The 16,864-nt window shown below is 66.1% G+C and carries 12 protein-coding genes; 3 read left to right on the forward strand and 9 right to left on the reverse strand.

Annotated elements, in window-relative coordinates; all coding sequences use genetic code 11:
• Positions 1-6: 6 nt before the first annotated feature.
• From Aau02nite_RS38125 to Aau02nite_RS38135, 3 genes are all read right to left on the reverse strand, one after another.
• Positions 7-375 carry a hypothetical protein gene (locus Aau02nite_RS38125; RefSeq protein WP_246595756.1) on the reverse strand — a complete coding sequence of 123 codons (369 nt, stop codon included), beginning with the start codon at positions 373-375 and terminating at the stop codon, positions 7-9.
• On the reverse strand, positions 375-1,343 hold the full coding sequence (locus Aau02nite_RS38130) for a MinD/ParA family ATP-binding protein (protein ID WP_212993514.1): 969 nt from the start codon (positions 1,341-1,343) through the stop codon (positions 375-377). Before Aau02nite_RS38130 ends, Aau02nite_RS38125 begins: the two co-directional genes overlap by 1 nt.
• A gap of 1,047 nt (positions 1,344-2,390) precedes the next feature.
• Entirely contained in the window at positions 2,391-2,954 is a 564-nt protein-coding gene (locus Aau02nite_RS38135; RefSeq protein WP_212993515.1) for a zeta toxin family protein, read from the reverse strand.
• A 53-nt stretch (positions 2,955-3,007) separates the two neighbouring features.
• Here Aau02nite_RS38135 and Aau02nite_RS38140 point away from each other — a divergent pair, with 53 nt between their 5' ends.
• The gene (locus tag Aau02nite_RS38140; protein ID WP_212993516.1) at positions 3,008-4,765 is read left to right on the forward strand and encodes a pentapeptide repeat-containing protein; all 1,758 of its coding nucleotides are present in this window, start codon (positions 3,008-3,010) and stop codon (positions 4,763-4,765) included.
• An 81-nt stretch (positions 4,766-4,846) separates the two neighbouring features.
• A complete protein-coding gene (locus tag Aau02nite_RS38145; protein ID WP_212993517.1) occupies positions 4,847-5,413 on the forward strand; it encodes a DUF8437 domain-containing protein in 567 nt (188 codons plus the stop codon).
• A 65-nt stretch (positions 5,414-5,478) separates the two neighbouring features.
• On the opposite strand, the gene Aau02nite_RS38150 is transcribed toward Aau02nite_RS38145, so the two are convergent.
• Complete coding sequence (locus tag Aau02nite_RS38150; protein ID WP_212993518.1) at positions 5,479-6,459, reverse strand: hypothetical protein; 981 nt, start codon at positions 6,457-6,459, stop codon at positions 5,479-5,481.
• Positions 6,460-7,652: 1,193 nt separating this feature from the next.
• Positions 7,653-8,396 (reverse strand): HD domain-containing protein, encoded by a 744-nt coding sequence (locus Aau02nite_RS38155; protein ID WP_246595753.1) that lies wholly within the window; start codon positions 8,394-8,396, stop codon positions 7,653-7,655.
• Between the two features lie 71 nt (positions 8,397-8,467).
• Between Aau02nite_RS38155 and Aau02nite_RS38160 the strand changes: the two genes are divergently transcribed.
• Positions 8,468-9,337: a LysR family transcriptional regulator gene (locus Aau02nite_RS38160; RefSeq protein ID WP_212993519.1), complete on the forward strand. Its 870-nt coding sequence runs from the start codon at positions 8,468-8,470 to the stop codon at positions 9,335-9,337.
• Positions 9,338-10,015: 678 nt separating this feature from the next.
• On the opposite strand, the gene Aau02nite_RS38165 is transcribed toward Aau02nite_RS38160, so the two are convergent.
• The 4 genes from Aau02nite_RS38165 to Aau02nite_RS38180 form a co-directional block, all read right to left on the reverse strand.
• Positions 10,016-13,342, reverse strand: coding sequence for a DEAD/DEAH box helicase (locus tag Aau02nite_RS38165; protein WP_212993520.1), 3,327 nt, complete (start codon positions 13,340-13,342; stop codon positions 10,016-10,018).
• Complete coding sequence (locus Aau02nite_RS38170) at positions 13,342-14,220, reverse strand: hypothetical protein (RefSeq protein ID WP_212993521.1); 879 nt, start codon at positions 14,218-14,220, stop codon at positions 13,342-13,344. Before Aau02nite_RS38170 ends, Aau02nite_RS38165 begins: the two co-directional genes overlap by 1 nt.
• 894 nt (positions 14,221-15,114) lie before the next feature.
• On the reverse strand, positions 15,115-16,197 hold the full coding sequence (locus tag Aau02nite_RS38175; RefSeq protein ID WP_246595754.1) for a tyrosine-type recombinase/integrase: 1,083 nt from the start codon (positions 16,195-16,197) through the stop codon (positions 15,115-15,117).
• Positions 16,194-16,535: a hypothetical protein gene (locus Aau02nite_RS38180; RefSeq protein WP_212993523.1), complete on the reverse strand. Its 342-nt coding sequence runs from the start codon at positions 16,533-16,535 to the stop codon at positions 16,194-16,196. The genes Aau02nite_RS38175 and Aau02nite_RS38180 overlap by 4 nt, the downstream gene beginning before the upstream one ends.
• Between the last annotated feature and the right edge of the window lie 329 nt (positions 16,536-16,864).

Here is a 16,864-nt window from a genome sequence, read left to right on the forward strand (position 1 = left end):
ACGGCGTCACAGCACCAGCAGGCCGGCGATAATGGCGGTCGACGAGCCGACGATGATCGCGACCAGGCCGTTGCGCCACATCATGCTCTTGCCGCGGTCGGAAACAATGTGCGCGCCGAAGATCGGGCCGACACCGAACGCGATCGCACCGGCGACCAGGCCGCAGAACGCGGCCACGCCGCCGAGCCACATGACGGCGTTCATGAGCGTGTAGAAGATGCCGGACTTTGGGATCGCTGAGCCGTCGGGATGCACGCGGCTCCAGTCGAAGCCGCCGGGGCCGGTCGACGGGGTCGGGGTCGACGCGGGCGCCGCCAGCATCTGCTGGGCGGCGGGAAGTCGCACGACGAGCCAGGCGGTCGCAGCTGTCAGCATCACGCACGCTCCTTGACCGCGCCGACGGGCAGCTCGGCCCGTGGATCGGCGCATCGTTGGATGACCGCGTCCGCCAGCTGCACCAGGGCGTGCCGGGTCGGCTTACGCAGCCGGCGCACGTCGATCGGTTCCGGGCGGGCCAGCTGGGCATCGAATGGGATGGGGACCACTGCGGGAACCACGGTGGTGGCCTGCTGCACGACGGCACGCACGGCGCGGTCGATGTCCGGGGAACTCGCCACGACCGCCAGCACGCTGCGGTCAGCGACCGCCCCGTAGCCGGCGGCGCGCAGGTGGGCGACCAGCCGCATCGTGTGGCGCAGGCTGTCCGTGGTCGCCCGGGCCACCAGCACCGGGGCATGGGCGGCGGCCAAAGTGCGCCACACGCCGGTGATCAGCGCGGGCATGACGTCGCAGATGGTCAGCGGGTACACCCGGCGTACGGCCTCAACGACCGCGGCGGCCTCGTCGTGGCGCGGCGGACGACGTCCTCTGCCCTCGGTCTCGCCGACCAGCGCCAGCAGCCCCGACAGGCCATGCTGCGCCCACCGATCGATCTCGCGGCGGCTGGTCAGCGTATGCAGGTCACGGACGGCGTCCCACACCGTTCCCGCGTTCGACCGCCCGATCCGCTCGTCGAGCCCACCCCAGGGGACGGGATTCATGTCCACGGCGATCACCGGATCCGGTACCGCCAGCGCCAGGACACCACCCAGCGCGGCGACCAACGTGGACCGGCCAACGCCACCGTCAGCTGAGGACACTGCCACCAACGCGGCCGGCTGCAGGGCAGCGGCGCGCACCCACACGCGTTCCGCGACATCCGCCGGACCGAACTCGTGCGGTACCGGCCGGGCCCGCACGGTCATCGCCAGCACGGGCTCGCGACCGCGGAGCTCCCCTGCCGCGGTGGGACAGCCCGACCACTCGCTGCCGTCTTCCAGCGGTAGCGAATGTTCGGAGGTCACGACGGGCGCACATGTCGGTGTGTCCGGCGCAGCCGGGGCGGAAAGTGACAGCACCATGCTTCTCCCCGACGTAGGAATATGCTCGGCGTGCGCGGCCGACCACGGCGGCTGATGGAGGCCACCGCACGTGGCCGGCTCGGCATTCAGCCAGCGGGTCTGGCCGGTAATCGACAGACACCAAAGGCACGCGCGACCGAGGCCATCGACTGGCGCGGCGTGGACACACTTGCCTCGGCACGGCCGGCGCCCCCTTGGACGCAGCTCCGTCGGCCGTCATCTCCTGCCATTTCGTGAACCACGAGATGACAGGGACTGCTGTCGTTTACGTAGTCCACGATGCCGCTCAGACAAACCGCCCGGTAGCTAACCAAGGCTGTCTACCGCTGTCTCACACACGCCCACCGCGCGACGAAGCACGTGTGATCGTCCAAGCCTCGAACGACTCGATGTGCGCATCGGTCACCGTGGTCCTGCCCGGCGTCTCGGATCCGCCGATTGCACGGCACCGCGTGCATCAACGAAGAAATCCAGGACGGACAAGACCCGCGGCGGCGTCGAACGCGCCCTGTCGTGCCGGATCGAGCTGGCCGTGTCCGCCTGGGTGACCGTCCCGACGGTCCCCAGCGTCGACGAGTTCTACCCGGCTGGCTTCGTCGCCGGCACCCCTGTACCTGCTGGCGCAGGGTGGCCCGGGCTCCCCGGCCCCGCTGGTCGCCGCGCTCACCGACGCCGTGCTGCGCGCCGGAGAGGTCCAGGCGCGGGCCTCCCGCGTCCGGCGCCTGGACCCGCCGCTGCTGTCGGTGACAGCGCAGGGTCGTTGAGGTGCGGATGGCGGCCTTCCGGAGCCAGCCACCACGGGGTGTCCGCTCAGCGATCGGGGTGTCCACGGTCGGATTGGTGGGGGCTGTCGGCGGCGGGCAGCCAGGTGACCGGGGTCGGTGGCTCGTGATGGCGACGGGGTGCGGGTGGGTGCCTCCGCGGCCCATCACGGTTCGCGTGTTCTGCGGGACGGTTGCCGCGGCCGCGCCGGCCCGCTCGGCCGCGCTGTTAGGCCCGGCAGCCGGCAGTGCGCAGGTTTCGACTAGATGGCGCGGGCCGCTTCGGCGACGTCGAGGAGATCGCCACGCAGGCCATCCGGTAGCCGGCTGCTGAGGTGAGTGGCCTGGTCCCCGAACTGCTGAATCTCGTCGGCGGTCCACGGGCGTACCCGGCCGGCTTCGACCGCGGGGCGGGCACCGGCCGGCCGGCTCCATTCGCCGTTGGAGTCGAGGTTGTTGCTGTAAGTCCGGCTGCCATCACGCAGTTAGACGTGCACCGCGTGAGCCAGGTGGTGGTGTCGATGTGGTCCAGGGCCGACAGCAGGCCGGCGTAGGCATCGCGTTGGAAGGCGTCCGGCACGTTTCGGCCGAACCCGACATCGTCGAGTTCTTGCTGGTACCGGCTGAGCACGCTGAGGCGGCTGGTGGCCTCGTGGACCGCCATCGCCACGACCTCGACCCGGTAGCCGGCCTTGCGGAACAGCTCGAGGTTGTTCTGCGCGGCCTCGGGCGTGCGCAGGGTCGTGCTGAGCACCACGTTGTACCGGTTGGCGATGCAGTGTTCTTCGGCCACCTCGACCCACGCTTGATCGGGTTGAGGTTGAAGGCGTCGGCTGCAATAGGAGCGTGAAGCCTTCGCTACAGCCGGTCAGGGACGCCAGCCTCACGTCGGTTCACCGGGCGGTCGAGCCGTTCCAGTACCGCCCGGAGAAGCTGCGTCTGCTGGTCTCGGCGCTCGCAGTAGTAATCGCCACCGCGATCCTGGTGCCGGCTTCCTGGTGGCAGCACGGTGCCCGACTGCTCACCGGACCGGGCTGGTGGTGGCTGCCGATCTTGCTGCTGACCGTCGGGTTGGCTGGACTCGGGGAGGCCGCCGTGCGGTGGTGGAGGCGCAGCAGCACCGAGCGCCAGCGACCAGAGGCCGTACGGACTCCGCTGTTTCTGCACGTCGCGATCCTGCTGTTGATCGCCGTGGCGGTAGCCGCCGCAGTCGCCGCGGGCATGTGGGCGCTGTTCGGCCAGCCGCGCTTGGCCATCCTGGGGGTCACCCCGGCACCCGGCGCTTCCCCGGGCGGCGTCGGGGTATGGAGCGTGCAAAACACCTTCGACGCCATGAAGATCGTGCTGTCGGTGGTGGCCGGCATCGGCGGTGTCGTCGCGTTGACGGTCGCCTATCGCAAGCAGGGCCACAGCGAGGCCGCCGAGCACCGCGAGGACACCAAGCTGTTCAACGACCGCTTCGGCAAGGCCTCCGACCATCTCGGCTCTGACAGAGCCGCGGTCCGCTTAGCTGGGGTGTACGCGATGGCCGGCCTCGCCGACGACTGGGAAGACGGTCGACAGACCTGCATCGACGTCCTCTGCGCTTACCTGCGCATGCCCTACACCCCACCCCCGCCCGACTCGACTACCCATGGCGGCAGGTCTGGGGCGATCGAGGTGCCAGGACTTCCCCTGAGCCGTCCGCACGACAGCAGTAACGATGATCACGACGCCTACCAGGAGCGGCAGGTCCGCCATACCGTGCTAGCCCTTATTCGCCAGCACATCCAGCCTGCCGATGCTGATGGCCGGCCGCGTTGGCACGGTCACCTCTTCGACCTCCGTGGCGCTGTCCTCGACGGCGGTGATCTGCGCGGCATCGACGTCACCACCGGCACGGTTCTCGACCTCACGGACGCCACCTTTCCGCATGGCAAGGTCGACTTCACCCGAGCAACCTTTTCCGGCGGCACGGTTCACCTCGCCCGCGCCAGGTTGTCGGGCGGCACGGTCAACTTCTCCGGCGCGAAGTTTTCCGGCGGCACGGTCGACTTCTTCGGCGCCATGTTCTCCGGCGGCACGGTCAACTTCAGCCAGGCAGAGTTCCGGGGCACGGTCAACTTCACCCGCGCGACGTTCACCGGCGGCATCGTCGACTTCTCCGAGGCGACGTTCTCCGGCGGCCAAGTCGCCTTCTCCGACGCAACTTTCTCCGATGGCATGGTCAACTTCACCCGCGCGACGTTCACGGGCGGCATCGTCGACTTCGACCAGGCGACGCTCTCCGGCGGCACAGTCGCCTTCTACCGCGCAGGGTTCACAGGCGGCAAAGTCACCTTCGCCGGCGCGACGCTATCCGGTGGCACGGTGGCCTTCTACAGCACGACGTTCTCCGGCGGCAAGGTCACCTTCGCCGGCGCAACGTTCTCCGGCGGCATAGTGAACTTTCACTCTGCGGCCTTCTACGGCGGCCTCGTCAGCCTTGCCTACGGGGATTTCAAGGGCACCCAGATCATGTTGAGCGAGCCGAGGGTGTGGAGGGTGCCGCCAGAGGGGATCGACGGCTCGGAGCTGGGGGTTACGTGGCCGTCATCGGAGCTACTTGGCATGATCGACTCATAGGCAGCACTATCGTCACCTCCCCGCGGGGTAAATGCAGTACCTACGCTCGCTCGGTGACACCGCTGGCCGGGGTCCGGCCGGGTGGACGATGCCATCGAGGTCCGTAACGGGCTCACCACCAAGGTCAACCCGCAGTTGGCGACGACCTTCCCCGATGGCTCCGTCGAGGTGGTGCAGCTCTGGTTCGACACCGAGCCGCTGTGGGAGCACACCGCTCAGGTGCTGCCGTGCCTGATCAACGTGCGCGCCGCGGTCAAGGTGATCCCCCGCAACTTAGGCCCCGGCGATATCAGCGCCGCGTTCGGGGCGCCGTTCATTGACGACGCCTACGTGCAGCAGTTGTTGCAGAGGCCCTGCACGATCCCGGCCTGCGCGTCAAGCATTCCGGCGGCTCCGCGGGCAGCGCCACGGCGTGCAGGCCGCTTTACCCGGGGCAGCGCCGGCATGGCCGCTCCAGACCTGGCGCAGCGGCTGCTGACTGAGACCCCGATCCGGGTGCTCTACGAGGTTGGAGAGGGAAAGCGGGCCGTAGACGTGGAGGCCACCGCCGCCGCGCAGGTTAAGGCCGCTGAACTCGAGGAACGCTGCGCGGCCTGGGTATGGGAGGTCGGCATCAGCAACACCGACCAGCGAGAGTCACCGGCCTAATCGTGCAAGCAATCCACGTAGAATTGCTCACTCACAGGCTCGATCTCGCTGTGAAGGTCCAGTGGTCACTGTGTCGCGATGCGTTCTGCGCGGCACAGTCCGCAGGTCGAAGCGCGACGGCCTCGATGGTCCGGGCATATGTCTTCCGCTGACGGCTGCGGCGATGCAATGGCGTCTACGGCTGTCTGTACCGGAGTGCCGCGAAAGCTGGGGCGGCGTTCGATGTCGGCCTGTTCACGGCGCATCCAGTTGCGCCAGGTGGCGAGCCAGTCGGTTTTCCGTCCTCGCTGTCCGGGTTGCGCTTTCCAGTAGTCGATGAAGGCTTCGGTAGCGGCTCGTCCGACATCTGGGGTGTTCTCTCGCGCCCAGGCGATCATGTCGTCGGTGGCGAGGAAGTTATCGGGTAGCCGAGATCCGCTGCCGATGTCTGACGGCGCTCGACCGGAGGCGACAGCTGACGTCAAGCGTTGTCCACGGTCGCGTCGTGGACTGTTCCCGAACGTGGAACTCTCCGAAGGAGAGTTCTCTGATGGTGCGTGTCCGCCCGGCGGACCTTCAGTGTCCGCCAGGCGGTACAGCGACTGTTCGCCTGGCGGACAGCTGGGGTTGTCCGCCAGGCGGACATGTCCGCCAGGCGGGTCGCCGGACCAGGATGTGTCATCGCCGCTGCGATCGTGGGGTGCTGGGCCAGCCGTCGGGTGATCAGCGGGCACGGTGGTGCGGTGACGCCGGGAGGCGCGGGCCGGTGTGTCAACGTTCGGGCAGCCGATCAGCAAGGTGTATCTGGTGCGGGTGTTTCCGGTTGCTTTCGGTGGTCGGTCGCGTTTGATCCAGCCGCCGGTTTCCAGTGCGGCGAGCCATTCGGCGATCGTGGACTTCGACAGGCCGGTCATGGCAACGAGGGTGGACAGCGCGGGTGTGTACTCGGTCGGGATGACGCCGGATTCCCAGTCGGCTTTGACGGCCAAGGACAGCATGAGGTGGCGTGCCGGTGCGGGCAGGTCGGAGTGGAGGATCGCGTGCTGTAGGTCTACCACGAATCTCACGCGGGCCCCCGTTTCCCGTTAGAAGGATTGGCTCTTTCGGGCGCCAGCTCTGGGACCCTTCTGGGATGCCACCGTAAGTGCGGATTTCGGTACGGCAGCTGCCGCAGGTTCTGGTGAGGGCTGTCGGAGGCGGGTGCTTGCAGTGCGGCTACCGCGACAGTGTCAAGGTGCGGTAACTCACGGCTGAGCAGGCGGTCCCCGGACGGGGCCCCGCGATGACCGCCGACAGGGGCAGTCGCACAGCGCCACAACGACGGTGCCGGTGGTTGAGCTCATGCCCAGGTGCGCCCTTTCGCCGCGTGAGCGGTAGGGGGTGGCCAGTGATGCGGACATGACTAGCCACCAGCCATGGACGCCACCACGGTGACGGGGCTACTCCCGGCATCGGTCGGTACGCCAGCGACCGCGACCGCAGTGGGGCGGATGGCACTGACGTGCAGGCGCCGGCTCCGTGCGGGCGGGCACATTGGCCTGATCGGCGGCGCTCAACAGACGCGCGTAGCCAGAATGACCAGGTCCCAAATCCTGCCGAAGCAAGCCCTCTGGCTAACGCCCGGTCCGGGCCTTGCTGCGACAAAGGGTCCGCGTGTCGAGACGCGCGGCGTTACCGGGGTGGGCCATCACGGCTACCGTCGCGCAGCGAACACGGCTCCTTCCCGCAGTGATGCACCGTGACGCATCACCCGACCCTCCGGGCATGCGTGGAGGCGTCCCGGAACGCCTTCGCACTCACGGCTCACCGCAGCTGTGTAGGAGACAGCGTTTGCCAGCTACTACCAGACAAAATCGGGGTCTGCCGTCAGCCCTAAATCGCTGACAGAGACACCGAGAGTCTCCGCAAGCAGGCGCCGGTTGTACTCACCGGGCACGAGATGACCGTTCTCCCATTTACTGATCATGATCTTCAGCGATCCCAAGGACGCTGTTCCATCGTGGTCGGCTGCGACAATCCTCATGTGTTGTGCAAGCTGCTGGTGGGACCATCTACGTTGCATTCGCGCTCGGCGTAGCCTCGCTCCGGGCGTCATGCCTGGCCGCTGCGCTACGGCGGATCCGCCGCTGGCAAGGGCTGGCTGATCCGCTGCGAAACGAAGACGGGCCGGCTGTGCGGAAGGGTTTGCGTGTCCGTAACTTGTCAACAAAGTTCAACCCTCGAAAGGTCGCGGTACAAGACGATCGAGCTGGATTCGGTATCAGGTTCCCAGGATTGCGGCGAAGCGCTGGTCCGCTCGATCGAGCTGCCGGTTGATGTGCGCCTTCACGTCAGCATCGAGCGGCGTGTCGGCGCGCTGGAGCAGGTCGCGAAAGATGGGGACTGCTGCCGCGTACTTCACCGCCGAGCGGTGGGCTTTCGGGCCGGCGGTATGGATGATGCCGACACCGTTGTCGGTGAAGTCGGAAAGCTTGATGACCCGCGCCCATGGCGAGGGATCGAGCGAGGTAGCCACGTGGCGTACGTAGTGCGCCGTGCGGTCCATACCCGGGGGAAGTTCAGGCTGGGTCACCGCGTCCACCAGCGCCGCGACACGTCCACCGAAGCGCTCCGCGACAACCTGCAGGGCCTCGCCGCGCGGCTCCGGACGGTCCCCCGAACGCCCGACGATGGCGTCCGCCTGGTCCTCGACGGCGTCATGCAGCAGCGCCGCTGCCAGAACCTCGGGATCGACGATGCGGTAATAGCACATCATCCGCAGCGTGACTCGCAAAAGGTGATTGACGTACGGCTCTCGCGTTCGACGTTGACCATTGTGCAGGTCAGCCGCCCAAACAGCAGCACGACGGACAATCGCACGGTCACACTCGGGCAAACGCTCGAGTTCCAGCGTGAGTCGCTGCCCTAGACCGGCTTCGCCGTAGACTTCGGTGACGGCGTGCAGCGGCATCACGGAGATCTGGGCCGAAGCGAGGGTAACGGTTCGCATGTCCACTGTGTTCATGCTTAACAGCATGTTCCACACCGGCCCGGCCCCGGAACTACGAATGTGACGGCCATCTATAGGATTGTTCTATGGCAGGAGAACGGATTTCGTCTGACGCACTGGCCGCGTTCGCGGTCTTCGCCACCGAACTCAACCTGACCCGAGCGGCCAAGCTACTTCACATCTCACAGCCCTCGCTGCACTCCAAACTCGGCACCCTATCCCGAGAGCTGGGCTGCGTACTCTATGAAAGGCGAGGCCGGCGACTCGTCCTGACCCCGGACGGCGAGGCAACAGCGCGGTATGCACGCGAGCACTCAGACCGCCTCGACCGGTTCCTCGGCGAACTACATACAACGCCCATCCACCAACCGATCGTCCTGGCCGCAGGCCATGCCGCCTACCTCCATGTGCTCGGCGACATGATCCGATCCACCCTGGCTCAGAAACCAGGCGCCCTGCGGCTGCTCCACACCAGCCGCAACCAGATGCTCGACGCCGTCCGCACCGGACGGGCACACCTCGGCGTATCAGTCCTCGATGACCTGCCGCACGACCTCATCACCGTGCCGGTCGCGACATACCCCCAAGTTCTCCTCGCCCCGGACGGCCACCGCCTCGCCGCCAGAGCATCCGTCGAACTGGCCGACCTTGCCGACGAAGAATTCGTCGTACCACCACCCAACCGACCGCACCGCGTCAGCTTCGAACGCGCGATGCGCGCCGCCGACATCCCCTGGAAAGTCGGCATCGAGATCGAAGGATGGCCCCTCACCGTCCACTTCGCAGCCCTCGGCGTCGGGCTCGCCGTCGTCGTCGGATGCATCAAGCCCGCTCCTGGAGCCGTCGCAGTGCCCATCGCAGACCTTCCTCCCGTCACCTACCACGCCGCCTACCGCCGGGAAGGCGAAGAAGACCCGCGCGTGGCGGAACTGTTGGCGGCCATTTGTGAGAGGTGAACGATCGTCCGACGACACGCACCAAACAGCCCATAATGCCCCAGCGCGCGATGCGCCAGCGAGGTACTTGTAGTCAGTGCGCCGTCCTGCAGCGGCACGCCAAGTATATCGCCGCAGGCAGCCGGTCCAGTGTCCCCATGTCAGGTTGCCCGCGCCTCTCGCCGACACACTCGGCTCCGCGTGGATCCGCAATGCGCGGGTACGAAACCTGGGGCTGGTGCACTCGACTGGTACCCTTCTATATCCAGCGGCGGCGAGGCAGGGTGTTTTAGGCTGGTGCTGGAAGTGACTTTCCCGAAGTGTCAACCGTGGAACGCAGGTCGCCGCGCCGGATTGCAGGGTCGTCCCCGCCTGTTTCCACCGTCTTGGCGTCAGTAATCATGCGCTTGTAGACGATGTCGGACAGGCATCGTTTTAGCGCGCGCAGCGCTCCATGGGTGTCTTGCCGGCGGCGAATTTGCGCCGGTAGTAGGCGCGGCCGTCGGTGTCGCGGCGGAGCTGGACGATAAAAATGATATGCAGTGCTCGGTCGATGCGCCGGTTGCCCGCCCGCGATAGGCGGTGACGCTAGCCGGTCCGATCGCCGGCGCCGGCGAGGTCGTTCGCCGGCGGCGAACAAGACTAGCGCGAAGAAAACAGAGCACTGGAGAGACAACCGGAGGCGAAACGACCGTCGGGCTACCTGGACTCGCGAACGACGCGCAGGGCGACGATCATCGTGACTTGCTTCGGGGTGGCCAGTCCAGGCAGCGCGTCTTCGTAGAGTTCCCGGAGGCGGCCGTGTGCCCACCGCCGGAGTTCGTCGTCGGGCTGACCGGCGGGGGCTGGAAGAAGATCATCAAGGACGTGGGCGGCAACTCGGGTGAGGACGCCGGCCCGGATCCACGCGAGCGATTCTGGAGTGTCCGCGCCGGAGCGCACGGCCAGTGGCAGGAGATTGAGTGTTCTGGCGGCCTCTGCCTGAAGGGCCCATGGACCGCTTGGTTCGTACTCTTGGCCGAGCACAATGATGGCTGCTAGAGCTCCTGCGATCATGGGGAGCCCGAACCGGAATGCGTCGGCGGTGACCGTGATCGCTCGAGGTAGCGGGTCTTGCTGGCCACGCTTGGCGTTGCCGGCGACGGTCTTGCGGTGAATATGCTCGGCCACGGCGATGATGGGCTCGCCGCTCATCCAGGCGCGCAGCGCTGCTCGGTAGGCCGACCAAGCTGGGGTTCGCGCGGCTCCGGGGTCGTAGATGTTCGATAGCTTGGTTGCGGTCCCGTACGGGACATCAGGCAAAATCCGTCGCAGTTGCGGCGGAGGTAGCTGCTCGAGCAGATCTAGCGTGAGGTCGGCCCATCCCAGAATCGTGTCTGGTGCGGACGTGTTTTCCAGATAGGCTCGCAGGTCCCGGTAGAGCGTTGCGGTTTCGGGCAGGGCGACGCCGGATTGATGAGCGGCGGAAGCTACCCAGGCAGGTGCGTCTGCTGCCTCAATGAAGGAGTAGCCCGTAGATGCGATCGTGTTCGTGATCTCCGCGGCGCGCTGGTGCGCGCGTGCCCGGTAAACGGCCCAGGTTTTGCCAATTACCTGTTGGGTGTCGTCTGCGTCGCCTTCCTCGAAGGCCAGAAAGCTGAACGCTGTGTGCTCTGCAGCTCTCATGTCGTCCGCCGTTAACGAACCGGAAAGCGCATCGCGAATTAGCCCGTCCAAGGCGCTGCTGAGCTCCGACGACGCGTCCTCGTCCTGAAGGAATCTCGCGCTGCGTACGGCCTTCTGGGCGTCCGCCGAGGAGCTGAGCACGAGGGCACGGTTCGGCACGACGATGGCCATCGAGCGTGGGGCTACATGTGCGCGGCCAGCGCGCCCGATGGCGTTCAGGAGCTGAGCTCGGGTCTGATCCTGGCGCTGCTGTGCGGTGGAAACGTTGTCGTAGCCGATCTCGGTTCCACCGATGACGACGGCGGTAGCAGGCAGGTTGAGACCCTGCGCCATGGTTCCAGTGGCGTACATCGCGACAGCGATGCCGCGTTCGAAAGCAATCTCGCTGGCGCGCTGCTCCTCACGAATTAGAGCACTGGTGTGCACGGCTACACCTCGGCTCAGATGTGCACGTAGCGCCGAAGGCACTCCGAGCTCGAGGTCGGCCAGGTGCAGCAATGCTTCGACGGCGCTGTCAGACGACACATCGTCAAACTGCGTCATCTCGGCGGCGAGGAAGCTGTCATGTTTGCTACGCGGCAGGAAGGCGAGAATCTTGTCGCCACGCTTGCCGAGGCGGCGCACGATCGCTGCGGTGGCCGGTGTGCAGTAGCCAGCCGGATCCCATTTCGCGTTCCGTGCGACTGCGACAGGCACCTCGATGTCGGTCTGTACGATCGCGTAGTCGTCCACAGTCTGGCTCGACCACGCGCCCTGAAGGCCAGCGAGCAGCGCGACAGGCGCGTCGAACTTCTGCCTTTTGCGGTGAGGCGGAAGGGCTTGCAGCTGTTGGTAGGCGGCTTTGGCAGTTATATTGCCGCGTTCCTTGTCGATGCCGGCGATCGCACGGAGGGTCCGAGTAGGCCGCCAGGGTTCGTTGATCACAACCGCGGTAACCTCAGTTGCTCGGCTGAGCCATGAGGCGAGCTCGGCAGGGTTGGCGATCAAGGCAGACATCAGCAGCAGGCGCGTCTTCCGGGCACGGTGCAAGATTTCCGCGATGACCAGTTCGGCGATCACGCCGCGACCGTTGTGATCCCCGATGAGGTGAGCTTCGTCGAAGACGCAGAGAGCCAGGTTTTCAAAGGCTCCTGGATTCTGGCGTAGGGCCAGGGAACATTTTTCCGGCGTCATGACGAGGATTTGCCGGTCTTCGATCTGTTCGAGGGATTCGCCGCTCAGCTGCGTGTATTCGGCACCGCCGATGAACTCGCGCACCGTGTCTCGACCGAAGACCTCGGAGGTTTGCCGGCGGATCTGGCCGACGAGTGCGTTGGTCGGCGCGAGGTAGAGGACCCAGCCGCGGCATAGAGCTTGGCTGATCGCAAGCTCGGCGACGGACGACTTGCCTGAGTTGGTGGGGACGGCCACCACCGCATGTGTCTCAGGACCGGGGAGCGTCTTCTCGGCGTATTCCTGGGCTGCGGGCCAGAGCAGTGGCCGGGTCGCGGCGCGGTCACGCTGATAGGAGACGAAGCGGTCCCCAGTGTCCTGTAGGGGAGGCGGAACGGCCCGCAGCGCCCGCGATCCGGTCTCGTCGCACGCAGCGGCCAGCAGAAGGAGCAGGTGATATAGGTCGGGATGGGCTGCGGGCCGGGCGGGTAGCTGGTCTCGGTTCTCGAGCCGCTCAGCAAGAGCTCGCAGTGCGCTGCCTGCGCCGGGGTCGGCTCCGGAGCGGAACATGAGCCAGTCGAGATGATCGGCCACATGGACGCCGACACGTCGCCACAGCTCATGTCGCACCACGACACGGGTCGGCAGCTCTGGCCGATTGAGCGTCGGCGCCGCGACTTCTGGCGCCGCCGTCAGGCGGCAGAGTCCTACGATGCGCTGCGTTGCCCAGCTTGCGATCGGTCCTTCCAAGCTGTCATCGCCGAGGTCCTCAGCAACGATGCCGGAAACCGTCAGCGCCGCGTTGGCGTCGTAGCCGGCAATGAGATAGAGCAGGCTGGCTTCAACACGCTCAAAGGTACGTTCGGTCCCGAACAACCAAAAACGGGCGTCGCCGTTCGTGGCGTGTTGCTCGCTGGACCCGTTAGTGGCTGGTAAGTCGTGAGTGATCGTCAAAGCCTCAGCTGCGACGAATGCGCATGCCCGCACCATGAGCCGTTCCGCATTCTGCGGAAGGATGGCGTGCAGCTCAAGCGCGGTCGCTAACCGTCGTAGCGTTTGTGCTGACGCCGTTGTGGGCTGGTCCGCACCCAGTCGTGGGCGAGCGGTCTCAAGCCATGCCGTGGTGAGAATCCGGCGGATCTGATCGACGGTCAGGTCGCCAAGGGCCGGCAGAGCCGCCAGCAGGGTGTTGATTCCCCGGTTGAACACTAGATGATCACCTCGTCGACCGCCGCTCGCATTGAATCCGCGACCGTGTCGAAGAACGCATGGAAGTTAGATAACTGCACGACGATTACCCGGCGCCGCTCACGCGGCGTCCTCATCCGTTGGAACTTCGGTCTGTTCGTCGTGAAGTCGTAGTCATCTCGGTACACAACGATCGGCAGGTATGAAGCGTTCTCGGTCCAGAGTGAGTCCTTGACCTGCTCCTTGAGATGCGGCTCCAGCAGTGGCCGAAACGTGGAGAGCCGGGCGCGTAGGTCTGGGCCGTGGATGCCCTCCTCCACCTCGACGAAAAGCTTGAGTGCCTCACCGAGATTGTCCGCCGCGTTCGACGCGGTGGACTTGCTCTCTCCGATGGACACGCCGAGCACCTCGTTCTGCACATAGGTGCCGACCGAATCTAAGCCCTGACGAGTGACCGTCTGATGCATTTCTGACAGGGTGCACATCCTCCCGTCGACGCACGACGTTTCGCGGCGCGCACTGAGCATCAGTAGCGCGTGACCGACACCCTCGCCGATCCACGCATTGCGGCGAGTGTCACGGAACTGCTGACGTGCGGATGTGGCAAAGATATTGTCGGTGCCGATCAGTTCGGTGACGGTCCTGCGAACTTCTTCGCGGCGGTCGACGCCTCGTGCCAGCAGGAATTCCGACAGCTGAGCGTCCTGGCCTACGGCGCCTGCCAGGTTGCCGACAAGGTATCGGCCCAACGCGGCCGGGACTTGCACACCATCCAGCCCGGACACTAGGACCACCGTGTGGCTGGATGCCACAGTCCCTGGGTGGAAGACGACGCATCTCTCAATCTCGTCGAGTGACGCTGTCAGGAGGTCGATCACGTGGCCCACTCCGGCGTCCAAGCTGATCTCCTCCCTTGCACCTTCAGATCGCATCGGCGACGGTCCTGGGAAGGTCGTCCTTCCACGTAGTGCGGCGCCGGATCGCGGCCGCTACCCTGCCGGTGCGCACCGCGACGCACCGACCGGCACGCTGGGCAACCCGATCATCGAGGATATCTGCTATCCCCATTGCATGGCGGTTATCTGCTGCGCATATTGGGTACAGTGTCTGTGCGTGGCATAGTCCCGGGCACGCCGAGCAGAGTACAGGGATGTTCGAAGCCACCAGGACGGCATCGCCGACCAGCGCGGTTAAGGTGGCGTCGTTGTTCGCGCACCAATGCACCGGGATGCCGGCAGCATCGCCAGCTCGCAACGATCGACGGACGACAAGTTAGCCCGCGGATCAGCCGCAGGTTGTCGAGTTCGCCTGGATGGACGTAGAACTGAAACTCACAGCATCGCCCTGACGACGGCAAGATCTTCGCCGGAACCGTCGATCGTCACCCTCGCCACGACTCGTGATGGCAGATATTATGCGGTAGGCGCTCATCCGACGGCAAGGCGACCTCTTGATATCCGACGCCGTCCCACCACCTAATCATTGTTCGGCATCCAGCGAGTTACCAAGATCAAGCTCCCTCTTCTGCCTCGTACTGCGCCATTCGCTCTCCCGTCTACCCAACCCATGGTCGCCCACCGCGCCCCGGGGAGCGACCATGGGTCCCGCAGTTGAGCCACGAACGGCTCGAGACGTCCCGCGTACATACCACCGCTCGACGTCCACAGCGTCGAACCGCACGCGTCCCGGCATCCGTGGTCGCGGCCATGAACGCAAAGCACAGAACTAATCGCTCGGCCGATCCCTCGCCGACGCCGACCGTTGCTTGATGCACGTAAGAGATTTCGGCTGGCCTATCTTTCGGGCAATGGCAACGGGCCGGCGCAAGTCCCGAGGCCCGCCTTTGGGCCACGTACCAGCGGATGAGCCTCACCGGTCAGAGCGGCCAATGCCTCCGCGACTTCTTGTACGTCAGCGCGCACGTACGTCGACGTTGTGCCGGCATCGCGGCCGCTGTTGTGACCGGCGTACGCGCGGGCGACGGCATATCCGAAGTTGCGTTCGACCCAGGTCAAGGTGGTGTGCCGCAGCCAGTGAGTGCTGATCTGCTGAACGGCAACCCACGGCAGGTGCCGGCCCAGCCTGGCCCAGATGTAGTCGTAACGCCGGCGGGTGATCGGCTTTCCGCTGCGGTACCGCAGAACCTGGTCGTCGAGAGAGTCGGCGCCGCGTTCCTCACCGTGCTGGAGGAGTGCCGTCATCAGGGCTGGAGAGACCGGTTGCCACCTGACGGTCTCGCCTTTCTCGTGGAGCCGGATGAGGCATTGGTCGGGGTCCAGGTCGCTGCGGTGCAAGGCCAGTGCGCCGCCGCGCCGGCATGCGGTCTCGATGTGCAGTCGCAGGATCAGGGTGTCCAGGTTGGGGTCGTTGCCGGTGGTGCCAGCCACCTCGAGGATTACGGCGAGCTGATCGTCGTGCAGGCCGCGGCGTGTGCTGGCGAGCCGACGCGGTTTGGCCACCCGGACGGCCGGGTTGGCGGCCTCGGTGATCAGGTTGTCGGCGACGGCGTACCGGTAGACGCATCGCAGCGCCGAGATCAGATGCTCTGCGGCGGTGCGGCCGCCCCTAGAGTTACGCCGCACCAACGCCTGCTTCCGTATCCGTTCGGTCAGCTGCCCGATCTCCAACGGTGTCGGCTCGTCCAGCCGTCTACTGCCCCAGACCTCGCACACCTTGGTCCAATACGTGCCGTAGACCCGCCGGGTGCTGTCAGAGACCGCTTGCGAGACGCGTTCGATGTACTCCTCGAACGTCGGCATGGACGGCCGCGGACGGGCGCCGGTGAGCAGCTGTTCAGGTGTCACCCCCAGACGTTCCAGCAGCAGGTGCGCCGCCTCGAGCTCGGCGCTGAGCCTGCTGTCCGCACGGTTGTTCACGACGCGGCCTGATCTAAGAGACCTGCGTGCCGGGCGGCGAGAACCTCCTCCAGAGCGGCCATGGTGTAGACGGCCAGGCATGCACGATCAACAAAGGCGCAGACGAGCAGCCGGTCGCGGTTTCTGATGCGGTATCGGTGGCGCAGTGCGGTGGGCAGCCTGAGGAACCCTTGGCCCGTGATGATGTCTGCGCCGTCCGGATCCGCCCTCACCACGATGGCGTCGCCGACTGCCGTGATTCTGACCTTGCGGCCTGCAGACCATCGCAATGCCCGCAACGGCGATCGATCGGCGAGGCGACCACGGCGGTCAGCGGTAGAAACGACGTAGTAGGCCAAGGTGGTGCGCGTCGGGCGAGGCAGAGCCGGCAGCGGAAGCGCCAGCGGCACTGGCCGTTGAGATCGCTCACCGTCGGTTGGTCCGTAGCGGGGTTCGGTGCCGCTCCCCTGGATTGGCTGACCCATGATTCGAGCAGAACAGAACAACGGGCTCCGCGCCTAGTTGTCTGAGGTTGTCCCTGCTGAAGGCACCACGGAACATCGTGGCCTGGCGGGACGGGCGCCGGCCCCGATGAGGAACGGTGCCCGCCCGCCGGCGACTCGCAAGGTTGAGAATGACGACTCGCCGTCCGACTGGCTCATCGCTTAGAGCTCCTAACACGATCTGC

Origin of the sequence: Actinoplanes auranticolor, assembly GCF_018332655.1 — a bacterium.
GTDB lineage: Bacteria > Actinomycetota > Actinomycetes > Mycobacteriales > Micromonosporaceae > Actinoplanes > Actinoplanes auranticolor.